A 16045-nucleotide genomic window follows, 5' to 3' on the forward strand; every position below is an offset into this window, starting at 1 on the left:
TACCTGGTTGATAGGTCGAAGGTGTAAGTGCAGTAATGTATTTAGCTTATCGATACTAATAGGTCGAGGACTTGACCAAAATAAAATGATTAACTCTAGATGGTATACAGTTTTGAAAGTACTAATAAAATTAAATATGCGGGTGTAGCTCAATGGTAGAGTTCCGGCCTTCCAAGCCGGCTGTGAGGGTTCGATCCCCTTCACCCGCTCCAAATAAAGATTATGTGGTTATTATAGCAAAGAGGATACACCTGTTCCCATACCGAACACAGAAGTTAAGCTCTTTAGCGCTGATGGTACTTGGGGGGCGACCCCCTGGAAGAGTAAGACGTAGCCACGTAATCTTTTTTATTGATAAAGACACACAAAAATGTAAAAAGAGATATGAATTAAATTCATATCTCTTTTTACTTATAATGAAATTATAAATAATTATTATGATATATTTAATTAAAATAGTAAGTGACTTATAAGAGTAAATAAAAACAATCATTTTAATCCTTTTACTAGATGAAAAATATTTATAAAAATATCTAAGTATTTATGAATATTTTTTGTAAAGCAGGAGATAATTATAATGTAAAACTTAATATAAATAAATTACTCAATCTCCCCCATTTTAAAAAGGTCTCTATCCCCCATAGAGGCCTTTATTTTTTTATAAAATATAGTGAATTAAAGCAGATTACATATACATTCATTAACAATATCATAAATAGTTAAGCAAGCAGATTCAAATTAACACTACTGCTATATAATGACATTATATAATTCTTCATTAAATAAAAGTTGAATTTCATATCGTTAAAAGACTTATATAAATAAGGTTGAAATCGTAGGATAGTGGGTAATATATAAAGAATATATTACGACAAATGGATGATTTATGTAAATTTTATTAAATAAAGCACAAGATATATATAGATATATGTTATAATTAAATGGTAAAGAACGAATGTTCGTGAGAGAGGAGTGATATTGTTGGAATTTAAATTAAAATCGGAATTTAAGCCTACGGGAGATCAGCCTGAGGCTATAAAGTCAATAGTAGATGCTATAAATAACAATGAAAAGTTTTCTACTCTTCTAGGGGTAACAGGATCTGGTAAAACCTTTACTATGGCTAATATTATAAAAAACGTAAATAAGCCAACATTGATATTAGCTCATAATAAAACATTAGCAGCTCAATTATACAGTGAATTTAAAGAGTTTTTCCCGGAGAATGCAGTAGAATACTTTGTAAGTTACTACGATTACTATCAGCCAGAAGCATACGTAGCTCATAGTGATACATATATAGAAAAAGATGCAAGTATAAATGATGAAATAGATAAGCTTAGACACTCTGCAACAGCAGCAATATTAGAAAGAAGAGATGTTATAATAATTTCATCTGTATCCTGTATATATGGATTAGGGGATCCAGAAGACTATAGACAACTTATGGTATCTCTAAGACCAGGAATGGAAAAGGATAGGGATGAAGTTATAAAGAGATTAATAGATATACAGTATGAAAGAAATGATGTTAACTTTGTTAGGGGTACTTTTAGAGTTAGAGGAGATATTTTAGAAATATTCCCTGCAAGTAATGATGAAAAGGCTATAAGAATAGAATTTTTTGGTGATGAAATTGATAGAATAACAGAAATAGATTATGTTACAGGTAAAATGGTAGGGGTGAGAAATCATGTAGTAATATTCCCGGCATCTCACTATGTAACAACACCAGAAAGAATAGAAAAAGCTATAGTTGAAATAGAAAAAGAGCTTGAAGAAAGAATAAATGAATTTAAAGACAATGATAAATTACTAGAGGCTCAAAGAATTGACCAAAGAACTAGATATGATATAGAAATGTTAAAAGAAATAGGATTCTGCCAGGGTATAGAAAACTACTCAAGACATATAACAGGCAGAAAGCCAGGAGAGAAGCCATATACATTAATGGATTTTTTCCCAGATGATTATTTAATAATAGTTGATGAATCTCATGTTACAGTACCACAAGTAAGAGGTATGTATGCCGGAGATAGATCTAGAAAAGGTTCGCTTATAGATAATGGATTTAGATTACCATCAGCTTATGATAATAGACCTTTAAATTTTGAAGAATTTGAAGAAAATATTAATCAAATACTATTTGTAACTGCAACACCAGGACCATATGAGATACAACATTCAACAACTATAGCAGAACAAATAATAAGACCAACAGGTTTACTTGATCCTATAATAGAAGTTAGACCTATAGACAATCAGATAGATAATTTAGTAGGTGAAATAAATAAGGTAATTGAAAAGAATGAAAGAGTTTTAATAACAACTCTTACTAAGAAAATGAGTGAAGATTTAACCAACTACCTTAAAGAAATTGGTATAAAGGTCAAGTATTTGCATTCAGATATAGATACTCTTGAAAGAGTAGAGATTATAAGGGATCTAAGATTAGGTAAGTTTGATGTATTAGTTGGTATAAACTTACTTAGAGAAGGATTAGATATTCCAGAAGTTTCCTTGGTGGCGATATTAGACGCAGATAAAGAAGGATTCTTGCGTTCTGAAACATCATTAATACAAACTATAGGACGTGCAGCTAGAAATTCAGAAGGTAAAGTTATAATGTATGCAGATAGAATAACTAGGTCTATGCAAAGTGCTATAGAAGAAACAAAAAGAAGAAGAGAAATACAATCACTATATAATAAAGAGAATAATATAACTCCTACAACTATTAAAAAGAGTATTAGAGATGCTATAGAAGCTACGAAAGTCGCTGATGAAGAAGTTATATATGGAGTTAAAGAAACTGATGATATAGATGAAATAAAAGCTAATATAGCTAAATTACAATCAGAGATGATGGAAGCAGCTCAAAATTTACAATTTGAAAGAGCAGCAGAACTTAGGGATAAGGTAAAAGAATTAGAAGAAAGGATAGAAATTAATGGAAGATAAAATCATAATAAAAGGCGCAAAAGAGCATAACTTAAAAAATGTTAATATAGAACTTCCGAGAAATAAATTTATAGTATTTACTGGATTATCAGGATCTGGTAAATCTTCTTTAGCTTTTGATACTATATATGCAGAAGGTCAAAGAAGATACGTTGAGAGTTTGTCAGCTTATGCTAGACAATTCTTAGGTCAAATGGAAAAACCAAATGTAGAATATATAGAAGGATTATCACCAGCTATATCTATAGATCAAAAAACAACATCTAAAAATCCTCGTTCTACTGTGGGTACAGTAACAGAAATATATGATTATTTAAGATTATTATTTGCTAGAGTAGGAGAAGTACATTGTCCTACTTGTGGTAAATTAATTAGTCAAATGACAGTCCAAGAAATTGTTGATAAAATGATGGAATTTGAAGAAAGAACTAAACTTCAAATATTATCACCAGTAGTAAGAGGTCAAAAGGGAACTCATAAAAAGATACTAGAGAATATAAAAAAAGAAGGATTTGTCAGAGTTAGAGTTGACGGAGAAAACTATGAAGTTACAGATGAAATAGAATTAAATAAAAATCAAAAACATAATATAGAGGTTGTGATTGACAGAATAGTTATAAAAGATGGAATAGAGGCTAGACTAGCAGATTCAATAGAAACAGCTATAAAATTATCTGATGGTCTTGTTATTGCTCAAATAATAGGTGGAGATGAAATACTTTACTCAACTAAATTTGCATGCCCAGAGCATGGAGTAGGTATAGAAGAACTATCTCCAAGAATGTTCTCATTTAACAGTCCATTTGGAGCATGTGATGCTTGTAATGGTTTAGGAGAAAGTAGAGAAGTAGACCCAGATTTAGTTATACCGAATAAAGATTTATCTATAAAACAAGGTGCTATAGCAGCGTGGGGTTCTGTAAGCACAAGTGATGATACATATTATAGTAAAATGGTTAGAAGTTTAGCAGAACATTTTAACGTATCACTTGATACACCATTTAAAGATTTGCCTGAGGACTTTGTTCAAGAGTTACTTTATGGAAAAGACAATGTGATAGTTGAATTTATATTTGAATCAAAGTTTGGAGGAAGAAGAGAATATAGAGCGCCATTTGAAGGAGTGATAGTTAATTTAGAGAGAAGATATAGAGAAACTAACTCAGAATATTCAAGAGAAAAAATAGAAGAATTTATGGCTGAAACTCCTTGTCCAAAATGTAAAGGAGCAAGACTTAAAAAAGAAGTATTATCAGTATTAGTAGACAACAAAAATATAATGGATGTAACTAATTTTTCAGTAAATGAGCTTATAGATTATATAGAAAATATCAATTTAAGTGAAAAGCAAAAGTTTATAGCAAATGAAATACTAAAAGAAATAAGAGGAAGAGCATCTTTCTTAAGAGATGTTGGTTTAGATTACTTAAACCTATCAAGAAAAGCAGGAACTTTATCAGGAGGGGAAGCACAACGTATAAGACTTGCTACTCAAATAGGTTCAGCTTTAGTTGGAGTTTTATACGTACTAGACGAGCCAAGCATAGGGCTTCATCAAAGAGATAACGATAGATTAATAGGAACATTAAGACATCTTACAGATATAGGTAATACTCTTATAGTAGTAGAACATGATGAAGATACAATGAGAGAAAGTGATTATATAGTAGATATTGGTCCAGGAGCTGGGGTACATGGAGGTAATATCGTTGCACAAGGTACTTTAGATGAAATATTAGACAATGAAAATTCTATAACAGGACAATATTTAAGCGGTAAAAAGCAAATTACTATACCAGAAGAGACTAGAGAAGGAAATGGTAAATACTTAGAAATAGTTAAAGCTACTGAAAATAACTTAAAGAATATAAATGTAAAGTTCCCTTTAGGTAAATTTACTTGTATAACAGGAGTTTCAGGTTCTGGTAAAAGTACATTAATCAACGATATACTTTACAAAGGAATAGCTGGAAAGATAAATAGATTAAGAGAAAGACCAGGAAAGCATAAAGAAATAAAAGGGATAGAAAATATAGACAAAATAATAAATATAGACCAAAGTCCAATAGGAAGAACACCTCGTTCAAATCCTGCAACCTATACGGGTGTATTTGATATGATAAGAGATTTATTCGCATCAACTAATGAAGCTAAAGCTAGAGGATATCAAAAAGGAAGATTTAGTTTCAATGTGAAAGGTGGAAGATGTGAAGCTTGTAAAGGTGATGGTATTATAAAAATAGAGATGCACTTCTTATCAGATGTGTATGTACCTTGTGAAGTATGTAAGGGCGAAAGATATAATAGAGAAACACTACAAGTTAAATATAAAGATAAAACAATAGCTGATGTATTAGATATGAATGTTGAGGAAGCTCTTAAATTCTTTGAAAACATACCTAATATAAAAAGAAAATTAGAAACATTAATGGATGTTGGACTTTCATATATAAAATTAGGACAACCATCTACACAATTATCAGGTGGAGAGGCTCAAAGAATAAAACTTGCTACAGAATTAAGTAAAAGACCAACAGGTAAGACTTTATATATATTAGATGAACCTACAACAGGACTTCATATGGCAGATGTAGACAAGTTAATACAAGTACTTCAAAGATTAGCAGACACAGGTAATTCAATAGTAGTTATAGAGCATAACTTAGATGTTATAAAAACTTGTGACTACATAATAGATTTAGGACCTGAAGGTGGAGATAAAGGTGGTCAAATAGTTGCCACAGGGACACCAAAAGAAGTATCTAAAGTTGAAGGGTCTTACACAGGGATGTTCTTAAAGAAATATTTTGAATAAATAAGTGAAATAAACTCAGTGAATTTTAAGTAACAGACGTGGATGAGTGAATTTAAAAGAATATATAATAATTTTAATAAAATTAATTTTTTATTTAGCCAATTTTGTAATTTTAATTGCAATATTGGCTAAAACTATATAAGTAATATTTAGAATTGTAAGAAATTTAACATATATGTAAAAATATGTTAAAATATAAATGAGAAACTTAGACAAAAAAGGAGATGATTTATATGTCAGCAAAAAAGAAATCTAAATTCTCATTTCCAACAGCCTACACTGTAATACTTATAGTAATGCTATTAGTGTTAGGACTTACTTATGTAATACCTTCAGGAAAGTATTCAAAATTACTTTATGATGCTGAAGCAAACGTATTCGTAATAGAATCGCCTACAGGTCAAGTATCAGAAAAAAAAGCAACTCAAAAAACACTGGATGAACTAGGGGTAAAAACTAATCTAAGTAAATTTACAGATGGTTCTATAAGTAAACCAGTGGCAATACCAGGGACTTATGAACAACTACCAAAAGAAAAACCAACAGTATTTAAAGCATTAACAACATTTTTAAATGCACCTATACAAGGTTTATATGATTCAATAGATATAATTGCTTTCGTTCTTGTAATAGGTGGTATAGTAGGAGTAATAAATAAAACAGGAGCATTTACAGCGGGTATAAGTGCTTTATCAAGAAATCTAAAAGGAAAAGAAGCTTGGTTAATAGTAATAATAACAGTAATAATAGGAATAGGTGGAACAAGCTTTGGATTAGCAGAAGAAACAATAGCATTTTATCCAATAGTAGTGCCGATATTCTTGGCAGCAGGATATGATGCATTAGTAGCAATTGCAGCAATATATCTTGGTTCTTGTATGGGAACAATGGCATCAACAGTAAATCCTTTCTCTACAGTTATAGCATCAAATACAGCAGGAATTGATTTTACAAGTGGAATGCCTTTAAGAATATTTATGTTAGTTGCAGGTCTTGCAGTTTGTATATTCTACACAGTTAAGTATGCAGAAAAAGTAAAAAAAGACCCAAGTCAATCATTAATATATTCACAAAAGAAAGAATTAGAAGATCACTTCCTAAAAGGTCATAATGAAGAAAATGTACCTGAGTTTACATGGGGAAGAAAATTAATGTTATTAATATTTGCATTATCATTTGTTGTAATGGTATATGGTGTAAAAGAATTAAAATGGTCATTTAAAGAAATGACATCATTATTCTTATTTGTAACATTCATACTAGCTATATTTGCAAAACTTAGTGAAAAAGAATTTGTTTCTGAATTTGTTGCAGGAGCAGCAGATTTACTAGGAGTTGCACTAATAATTGGTCTTGCGCGTGGTATCACTATAATAATGGATGGTGGTATGATAAGTGATACTATATTATATGGATTAAGTAATGTAGTATCAAATATGAGTGGTATAGTATTCTCAACAGTAATGTTCTTTGTTTATATATTACTAGGATTCTTTATATCTTCATCTTCAGGACTTGCAGTTTTATCAATGCCTATAATGGCACCTCTTGCAGATGTTGTTGGAGTAAACAGAGACGTAATAGTAAGTGCATATCAATTTGGACAAGGACTTATAAGTTTTATAACTCCTACAGGATTAATACTTGCATCACTTGCTATGGTAAATGTAACTTATGATAAATGGCTAAAATTTGTAACACCATTAATTATAATGATATCAGTACTTGCAATAGTAGTACTTGGTATAGGTGTAATTATATAGATTAATACTAAAGGAGTGTTTTAAAATAATTTTTGAGATTTATTTTAAACACTCCTTTTTAATAAATTCTAATAACTGATTTTAATAGAAGAGTGTATATTATAATATACATTACATAGTTTAAAAGCATCAAAATGAGCTATCTCTTTTGGAGATAGCTCTATATGAAAAAGAGGAATTAATTACTAGTAATTTCTTTTGCAGAAAGTTCTTTTTCGTAACCTGCTATTTCAGACTTTGATGCATATATAAAATGTCCAGGTCTTATTTCTACCCATTCAGGATTTTCAGTAGAATAATCATGAATACTTGGATCATATTTTATACGGACTCTGTTTTTTTCATAATCAGGGTCTGGTAAAGGTATAGCAGATAGTAAAGATTTAGTATAAGGATGAAGTGGATTTTCATACAATTCATCAGCAGTAGTAAGTTCAACTAACTTACCTTTATGCATAACCCCTATTCTATCGCTTATATATTTAACCATTGAAAGGTCATGGGCGATAAATAGATAAGTTAGGCCATTTTCTTTTTGAAGCTTTCTAAGTAAGTTAACAACTTGTGCTTGAATAGAAACATCTAGTGCAGATATAGGCTCATCAGCAATTATAAATTTTGGTTGTATAGCTAGAGCACGAGCAATACCTATACGTTGTCTTTGCCCACCAGAGAATTCATGAGGATATCTACTAGCATGTTGTTCATTAAGCCCTACAGTTCTTAACAACTCATAAACTTTATCTCTTCTTTCTTCTTTAGTTTTACATAGGCCATGTACATCTAAACCTTCGGCAATTATATCAGTAACAGTCATACGAGGATTTAGACATGCCATAGGATCTTGGAATATCATTTGCATATTTTTATTTACATGATTTTTCTCATCTTTTTTCAATTTTTTAGAAGAGATATTTTTACCATCAAATTCTATTTCTCCACTAGTTGGATCATAAAGTCTTATTATAGCTCTACCAGTAGTAGATTTACCAGAGCCAGACTCCCCAACCAAACCAAATGTTTCACCTTCATATATTTCAAAAGAAACATCATCAACAGCTTTAACAGTAGTATTTCTATCTATTCTAAAGTGTTGTTTTAAGTTTTTAACTTTTAATAGAACTTTTTTACTCATCTGCTTTCACCTTCTTTCTACCTACGTTATTAGGTCTTTCAATCTTTGGAGCCAATGGATGTAATAACCATGTAGCTGCATAGTGTGTATCGCTAACTTTAAACATAGGTGGTTCAGCTAAGTAATCTATTTTAAGAGCGTAATCACTACGAAGAGCAAATGCATCTCCTTTAGGAGGGTGCATTAAATCTGGAGGAGTTCCAGGTATATTATATAAATCATTATCTCCTATATCTAAAGTTGGCATAGAACCTAAAAGTCCCCAAGTATACGGATGCTGAGGATTATAGAATATATCATTAGTTGTTCCATGTTCTATGATTTTACCAGCATACATAACTGCAACTCTATCAGCCATATTAGCAACAACTCCAAGGTCATGAGTTATAAATATAAGGGCAGCTCCGGTTTTTTCCTGAAGAGCTTTCATAAGCTCTAATATTTGAGCCTGTATAGTAACGTCTAATGCAGTTGTTGGTTCATCTGCTATTAGAACTTTAGGATTACAAGCTAAAGATATAGCTATTACTATACGCTGTCTCATACCACCTGAAAATTGATGAGGATATTGTTTAAACCTTTTTTCAGGTTCAGATATACCAACTAAATCTATAAGTTCTATAGCTTTAGCCTTAGCTTCTTCCTTACTAAGACCTTGATGCTTAATAATACCTTCCATTATTTGTTTTCCTATGGTCATAGTAGGATTTAAAGAAGTCATAGGATCTTGGAATATCATTGCAATATCTTTACCTCTTAATTTTTCCATCTCAGGTTCACTAAGTTTAGTTAAATCTTTACCGTTAAATAATATTTCACCATCTTTTATATAACCATTTGCAGATAGTATTCTCATTATAGTTTTACAAGCAACGGATTTACCAGAACCAGACTCACCAACTATAGCAAGTGTTTCACCTTTATGTAAGTCGAATGTAACGCCTCTAACAGCTTGAACTTCTCCACCATATGTATTGAAACTAACGCACAGGTTTTTAACTTCTAATAATTTTTCCAATCAACTCATCTCCCTTACTAATTATTGATTACGCATTTTAGGGTCAACAGCATCTCTTAGACCATCAGCTAATAAATTAAGAGCAAATATCAAAGAACAAACTACTATTGATGGGATAAACATCATATATGGGTAGCTTTGTAATGATTTAAATCCTTCATTTATTAATACACCAAGTGATGCTTGAGGTGGTTGAAGACCTAACCCTATAAAACTTAAAAATGCTTCATAAAATATTGCTTGAGGTAGTGAGAACATGATCATTACCACAATAGGACCAATAACATTAGGGAAAAGATGTTTAAAAATAACTCTAAAATCAGAAGAACCTAAAGTTTTAGAAGCTAATACAAACTCTTGATTTTTAAGTCTAAGTACATGAGAACGAACAACTCTAGCCATACCAGTCCACCCAGATACAGCCATTGCTAAAGAAATTGATAATATACCTGGATTAAATACCATTATGAAAAGTGTAACAATAACCAACTGAGGAATACCTGTAATTATCTCTATTATACGTTGCATTACAAGGTCTACTTTACCTCCATAGTAAGCAGATATACCACCATAAGCAACACCTATAAGCAAATCAAAAACAGCTGCTAAGACTGCTATGAATAAAGAAACCCTAGCGCCAGTCCACGTACGAGTCCAGATATCACGTCCAAGTGCATCTGTACCAAATAAATAGTTTTCTTTTATATTTTTCTCAGCATAAACGTCAACACCATTTGAATCTTTACCATCCATTATACCTAAAGAAGATACTATAGGCATTTTAGGTGGAATCTTAACGTTTCTTATGTTTTGAGATTTATAATCATATTTAGAAAAAATAGGTGCGAATATAGCCATTAACACTATAGTAAAAAGTATTATTAATCCAACTACAGCCCCTTTATTTTTAAATAATCTTTTTCGAGCATCTTGCCAAAAAGTTAGACTTTCTCTAGTAATAGCTTCATTATCTCCTGACTGTATAGGAGTAGGTTCAAATAAATCAGCTGTTAACTCTACTTCTTGACCATCAATTATTACTTTATCAACCATTTTATTTACCTCCTGCCAAACGGATTCTTGGATCTATTACACCGTAAAGTATATCTACTATTAATATAACTGCTATGTAGAATGCACTATAAAGTATAGCAACCCCTGAAATTATGAATAAGTCATTTATAGATATAGCATTAACTAATAAGTCACCTATACCAGGTACAGCAAAAACTTTTTCTACAACTAAAGAACCTGTAAGAAGTCCTGCAGCTAAAGGACCTAATATAGTTATAACAGGAATTAATGCATTTCTAAGAGCGTGCTTTAAGATAACTGTGGATTTTTTTAAACCTTTTGCTTTAGCAGTAATTATATAATCAGAGTTTAGAACTTCAACAAGTTCTGTTCTAGTAAAACGAGCAACGTTTGATATTGTAAAAAATGAAAGTGCAATTGATGGAAGAATAGTCCAAACATATCTAAAATCTGAACCTAAAGGAACTCCCCAAGCTATAGGTAGTATTTTTAATTTACTTGCAATATACAATTGGAGTGAAGCTGCAAATACAAATGATGGAACAGAAACTCCTATTACTGAAAGTATAGTACAAGTATAGTCCCAAATAGTATTTCTCTTAAGTGCAGCGACAATTCCAAGTGCTAAACCTATGAAGGTACCTAAAACTAAAGATTGAGCACCCAACATAGCAGAAGGGCCTATACGACTGGCAATGATATCTTCGACTTTCTTATTAGATTGTTTAAATGAAATGCCAAGGTCACCTTTGAATACACCTGTAAGATATCTTACATATTGGACTGGAACAGGATCATCTAATCCATAAGTAGCTTCCAGTCTAGCAATTTGTTGAGGATTTAACTTTTGTTCATTAAATGGACTGCCTGGAAGAAGTCTTACCAAGAAAAATGTAACTGATATGACTATAAATAAAGTTATAAACATATATGCAATACGTTTTAATACATAGCGAAACATCGCTACCCCCCCCTTTTTTTGAATTTTTAATTAAAATCACTAGTTTTAAGTGATATAGAATCTAAGTATAATAATTAATTTAGTTTTATATAATTATGATATAAACATAAAACTTATACCAATAGTAATTGTTGATATTAACAAACCAGATATTAATAAACTATTTGTAAGATAAAAGCTATTTTCTCTATTAACGTAATCTTCAATTGTCATGTTAATATCTTCTGTTAATACGCCTTTTCTTCTTTGAAATTCTTGACTTAATTTATTAAAAGAGAAAAGTGTGATATTAAAAAATCCTTTTTCCCAAACGAAACATAATAATCCGAAAAGGAAATAAATCATACCAACAATAAATGCACAATTTAAAAATGAATATGCACTAAATTTGTTGATAATTGAATATAATAAACTGATAATAGCATTAATTGCAAGAAGTTGAAAAGTATTTTTCATATTCGAACCGCCTTTCGAGCTTGTTTATTATTTTAATTGTAGTAGCATAATAAAGTATTTTCAAGTTAAAATTAATATTTTCATATAAAAAAATTTTTTTAATTAAAAAATCAGAAAATTAAAAAAAACAAATGATTTTTATTATAACATGTTATATAATAAACTTTAAATATATGAGTTTATTTGTAAATTGGATATAGGGGAGGATGTTTACTATGTTTTTAAAAAGAAAAATATCAGTATTAGCAACAATAGCATTAGTAAGTTCAAGTTTGCTTGTTGGATGCAGTAGCACAGGAGGATCTAGCTCTAGTGGTGGAGGAGAAGCTACTTCAGAAGAAGTTCTTGCTAATAAAAATGCAAGAAATGCTATAGCTATGGCTATAGATAAGCAAGCCTTATGTGATGTTATATTAAATAATGGATCAATTGCATCTGATACATTTACACCATCTAACTTGGCATTTGACAACGGAAAAGATTATGCAGAGTACACAAAAGATAAAGGTGTAACTTATGATGAAGAAAAAGCTAAAGAAGCATGGGCAAAAGCTAAAGAAGAAGTTGGATTCGATACTGTTACACTTGAGTTATTAACTTTCGACCATGACTCAGGAAAAAGAACAGGTGAATTTATCCAAGCAGAATTATCTGATGCATTAGAAGGATTAAATGTAGAAGTTAAAAATCTTCCTTTCAAGCAAAAATTAGCAGAGGAGACAGCTGGAAACTTTGACTTAGCTTACTCAGGATGGGGAGCTGACTATCCAGATCCATTAACATTCCTACAAACAATGCAAACTGGAAACCAATTCTCTAAGCAAGTTGGATATAAAAGTGATGAATTTAATAAATTAGTAGATGAAGCTACAAAAGCAGAAACTACAACTGAAGCATATGAAAAATACGCAAAAGCAGAAGAATTAATGTTATCTGATGGATTCTTAGCGCCAATTCAACAAAAAGGAAGAACTTATTTAGAGAAGCCTTATGTTTCAGGAATAATAAATTATTCTTGGGGAGCTGACTATGATTATAGATATGCAGATGTAGATAAACCAGAAAAAGTTCTTAATATAGATATAAGTTCAGATATACCTACAATGGACCCAAGTAAAGCAACAGACGTTTCATCTTTCACAGTTATGAATAATACTATGGAAGGATTAACTAGAATAGATAAAGATGGTAAAGTTGAGCCAGGTGTGGCTGAATCTTGGGAAGTTTCTGAAGATGGATTAACTTGGACTTTCAAGTTAAGAAAAGATTCTAAGTGGTCAAATGGAGACCCTGTAACAGCTAAAGATTTTGAGTATTCTTGGAAAAGAACTTTAAACCCTGATACAGCATCTGAGTATGGATACATAATGAATGATATAGCAGGGGCAGCAGAAGCAGCTGATAAAGGTTCAGAAAATGTAGGGGTTAAGGCTGTTGATGATTATACATTAGAAGTTAAGTTAAACAGAAAAGTTTCTTACTTCCCTGAATTAGTATCATTCCAAGTATTCTTCCCACAAAATCAAAAATTTGTTGAAGCTCAGGGAGATAAATATGGTACTACAGCAGATACTCAAATATATAATGGACCATTTACTTTAACAAATTGGAAAGTAGAAGACCAATATACTATGGAAAAAAATCCTAACTATTGGAATAAAGATATAATCAAATTAGATACTATAAATACTAAAGTAGTTAAGGAAACTAGTGCTTCAGTTAACTTATATGAAGATGGTCAAATAGATAGATGTCTATTAGATTCTGACTTTGTTGATAAATATAAAGATAGTAAGGAAGTTCACAACTACGGTCAAGCGTCTACATTCTTCTTACAAGTAAATGGTGGGAGAGGAGCTTCTAAATAAAATAAATTAAAAGCTTTATAATATAGCCTAAGTACTTTAATAATAAATAATTTTAAAAATTTTAAAAGTAAATATATTGATTTTGCTAAAGCGTAGGTATAAATTAGTTTTGACTGTTTTATATCTACGCTTTTAATTTTAATAAAATAATCTATGGGAATAATTTATTTTTTTAGGGTATAATTCTAATATGAAAATATAAAAGTGGAGGTAATAAATTGTTTGACATACAGGATCATTTAAAGAAACTTCCAGCACAACCTGGTGTATATTTAATGAAAGATAAGTTTGATAATATTATATATGTAGGAAAGGCTGTATCCTTAAAAAATAGAGTAAGACAATATTTTCAATCATCTAAAAATCATCCTTCAAAAGTAAAGTCTATGGTTAAAAATATATATAAATTTGAGTATATTATTACAGATTCAGAATTAGAAGCACTTATATTAGAATGTAATCTGATTAAGCAATATAGACCTAAATATAATGTTTTATTAAGGGATGATAAAACATACCCATATATTAAGGTAACAACTAATGAAGATTTTCCTAGAGTATTAAAAGTTAGAAGAGTACTAAAGGATAAGGCAAGGTATTTTGGTCCATATACTAATACAACAGCAGTGAATGATACATTAGAGATAATAAGAAATACTTATCCAATAAGAACTTGTAATATAGATATAGATAAAGCTATAAAGAACAAAATGAGACCATGCTTAAATATGCATATAAAAAAGTGTGTAGGCCCATGTACAGGAAATGTAAGCAAGGAAGATTACAATAAAATGATAGAAGAAATAATACTTTTCTTATCAGGTAAAGAAGAAAAATTAATTGAAATACTGACTGAGAAAATGAATAAATGTGCTATGGAATTTAATTTTGAAGATGCAGCTATGTACAGAGATAAAATTAGAAGTTTAGAAGAAATGATGCAAAAGCAAAAAATAGATGCCACTACATCAGACTTAAATCAAGATGTTATAGCAATGGCAAGAGCACATGATGAAGCTTGTGTTCAAGTATTCTTTATTAGAAATGGTAAAATAGTAGGTAGAGAACATTTTATATTAGAAGGGGTTATGGAAAGTGAGAGAGCATCTATATTATCATCCTTTGTTAAGCAGTTTTACATGGAACAAGAGTATATACCAAAGGAATTAATAATAGAAGATGAAATAGAAGACAGTTTTATACTAGAAGAATGGTTATCTGCTAAAAAAGGGCAAAAAGTTACTATAAGGGTTCCTCAAAAAGGAGAAAAGAAAAATCTAGTAGAAATGGTAAGAAAAAATGCTGTAGAATATCTTGAGAAATTTTCCGATATGAACAAGAGAAAGTACGAAAAAAGTATTGGAGCTTTAGATGAGTTAAAAAATATATTAGGATTAGACAAAAGACCAAAAAGAATAGAGTCCTTTGATATATCAAATATACAAGGTGTAGACTCTATTGGTTCTATGGTAGTATTTACTGATGGAAAAAAAGATAAAAAGGAATATCGTAGATATAAAATAAAAACAGTTATAGGTCCTAATGATTTTGATTCTATGGCAGAAATAGTAGAAAGAAGATTGAAGTATGGAGATTTACCAGATTTAATTCTTTTAGATGGAGGAAAAGGACAAGTTAGTGCAGTAAAAAAAGTTTTAGAAAGATATAATGTAGAAATACCTCTATGGGGAATGTATAAAGACGATAAACATAGAACAAAGGGACTTATTTCCCAGGAAAAAGAGATTGAACTAGATAAAACATCTAACTTGTATAGATTTGTCGCAAGTATTCAAGAAGAAGTTCATAACTATGCTATAACATATCACAGAAGTTTAAGAAATAAATCTTTGACAAAATCAGTTCTAGATGATATACAAGGAATAGGGGAAAAAAGAAAAAAAGCTCTATTAAATCACTTTAAAGATATAGAATCTATAAAAAAAGCTAACATTGAAGAATTATTAGAAGTGGAAGGAATGAATAGAGCAGCCTGTGAGAATGTTTACAATTATTTCAGAAAGGGATAATAA

The 16045-nt window shown here is 30.4% G+C and carries 10 protein-coding genes, 1 tRNA gene and 2 rRNA genes; 8 read left to right on the forward strand and 5 right to left on the reverse strand.

Annotation, left to right across the window (positions count from 1 at the left end):
• The 6 genes from I2H23_RS07850 to I2H23_RS07875 form a co-directional block, all read left to right on the forward strand.
• Window positions 1–79: ribosomal RNA gene (locus I2H23_RS07850) — 23S ribosomal RNA — on the forward strand; the annotation flags it as partial.
• A 59-nt stretch (window positions 80–138) separates the two neighbouring features.
• Window positions 139–212: transfer RNA gene (locus I2H23_RS07855), tRNA-Gly, on the forward strand.
• An 11-nt stretch (window positions 213–223) separates the two neighbouring features.
• A 5S ribosomal RNA gene (gene rrf, locus I2H23_RS07860) occupies window positions 224–340 on the forward strand.
• A 641-nt stretch (window positions 341–981) separates the two neighbouring features.
• A complete protein-coding gene (gene uvrB / locus I2H23_RS07865) occupies window positions 982–2961 on the forward strand; it encodes an excinuclease ABC subunit UvrB (RefSeq protein ID WP_092922272.1) in 1980 nt (659 codons plus the stop codon).
• Window positions 2951–5776, forward strand: a complete 2826-nt coding sequence (uvrA, locus tag I2H23_RS07870) for an excinuclease ABC subunit UvrA (RefSeq protein WP_195581450.1) — start codon at window positions 2951–2953, stop codon at window positions 5774–5776. Before uvrB ends, uvrA begins: the two co-directional genes overlap by 11 nt.
• 233 nt (window positions 5777–6009) lie before the next feature.
• The gene (locus tag I2H23_RS07875; RefSeq protein WP_092922278.1) at window positions 6010–7539 is read left to right on the forward strand and encodes a YfcC family protein; all 1530 of its coding nucleotides are present in this window, start codon (window positions 6010–6012) and stop codon (window positions 7537–7539) included.
• A 178-nt stretch (window positions 7540–7717) separates the two neighbouring features.
• Here the strand turns inward: I2H23_RS07875 and I2H23_RS07880 are convergent, their stop codons facing one another.
• The 5 genes from I2H23_RS07880 to I2H23_RS07900 all read right to left on the reverse strand — a co-directional run bounded on the left by I2H23_RS07880 (window position 7718) and on the right by I2H23_RS07900 (window position 12144).
• Entirely contained in the window at window positions 7718–8674 is a 957-nt protein-coding gene (locus I2H23_RS07880) for an ABC transporter ATP-binding protein (RefSeq protein WP_166504685.1), read from the reverse strand.
• Window positions 8667–9692, reverse strand: coding sequence for an ABC transporter ATP-binding protein (locus I2H23_RS07885; protein WP_195581451.1), 1026 nt, complete (start codon window positions 9690–9692; stop codon window positions 8667–8669). Before I2H23_RS07885 ends, I2H23_RS07880 begins: the two co-directional genes overlap by 8 nt.
• A gap of 21 nt (window positions 9693–9713) precedes the next feature.
• Window positions 9714–10745: an oligopeptide ABC transporter permease gene (opp3C, locus tag I2H23_RS07890; protein WP_195238098.1), complete on the reverse strand. Its 1032-nt coding sequence runs from the start codon at window positions 10743–10745 to the stop codon at window positions 9714–9716.
• 1 nt (window position 10746) lies between these two features.
• Complete coding sequence (locus I2H23_RS07895; RefSeq protein WP_092922290.1) at window positions 10747–11688, reverse strand: ABC transporter permease; 942 nt, start codon at window positions 11686–11688, stop codon at window positions 10747–10749.
• Between the two features lie 93 nt (window positions 11689–11781).
• Window positions 11782–12144, reverse strand: a complete 363-nt coding sequence (locus tag I2H23_RS07900) for a DUF3899 domain-containing protein (protein WP_092922293.1) — start codon at window positions 12142–12144, stop codon at window positions 11782–11784.
• A 215-nt stretch (window positions 12145–12359) separates the two neighbouring features.
• On the opposite strand from I2H23_RS07900, the gene I2H23_RS07905 reads away from it, so the two are divergent.
• The gene (locus I2H23_RS07905) at window positions 12360–14012 is read left to right on the forward strand and encodes an ABC transporter substrate-binding protein (RefSeq protein ID WP_166504687.1); all 1653 of its coding nucleotides are present in this window, start codon (window positions 12360–12362) and stop codon (window positions 14010–14012) included.
• 218 nt (window positions 14013–14230) lie between these two features.
• The gene (gene uvrC, locus I2H23_RS07910; protein ID WP_092922299.1) at window positions 14231–16042 is read left to right on the forward strand and encodes an excinuclease ABC subunit UvrC; all 1812 of its coding nucleotides are present in this window, start codon (window positions 14231–14233) and stop codon (window positions 16040–16042) included.
• The last annotated feature ends 3 nt before the right edge of the window (window positions 16043–16045 follow it).

The sequence above is a fragment of the Romboutsia sp. BSD2780061687b_171204_C1 genome (genome assembly GCF_015560225.1).
In the GTDB taxonomy this organism is placed as follows: domain Bacteria; phylum Bacillota; class Clostridia; order Peptostreptococcales; family Peptostreptococcaceae; genus Romboutsia_C; species Romboutsia_C hominis.

Coding starts and splice junctions, on each gene's coding strand:
- I2H23_RS07905 (WP_166504687.1), top strand. CDS start 12,360: ATGTTTTTAAAAAGAAAAATATCAGTATTAGCAACAATAGCATTAGTA.
- I2H23_RS07895 (WP_092922290.1), bottom strand. CDS start 11,688: ATGTTTCGCTATGTATTAAAACGTATTGCATATATGTTTATAACTTTA.
- opp3C (WP_195238098.1), bottom strand. CDS start 10,745: ATGGTTGATAAAGTAATAATTGATGGTCAAGAAGTAGAGTTAACAGCT.
- uvrA (WP_195581450.1), top strand. CDS start 2,951: ATGGAAGATAAAATCATAATAAAAGGCGCAAAAGAGCATAACTTAAAA.
- I2H23_RS07900 (WP_092922293.1), bottom strand. CDS start 12,144: ATGAAAAATACTTTTCAACTTCTTGCAATTAATGCTATTATCAGTTTA.
- I2H23_RS07875 (WP_092922278.1), top strand. CDS start 6,010: ATGTCAGCAAAAAAGAAATCTAAATTCTCATTTCCAACAGCCTACACT.
- I2H23_RS07880 (WP_166504685.1), bottom strand. CDS start 8,674: ATGAGTAAAAAAGTTCTATTAAAAGTTAAAAACTTAAAACAACACTTT.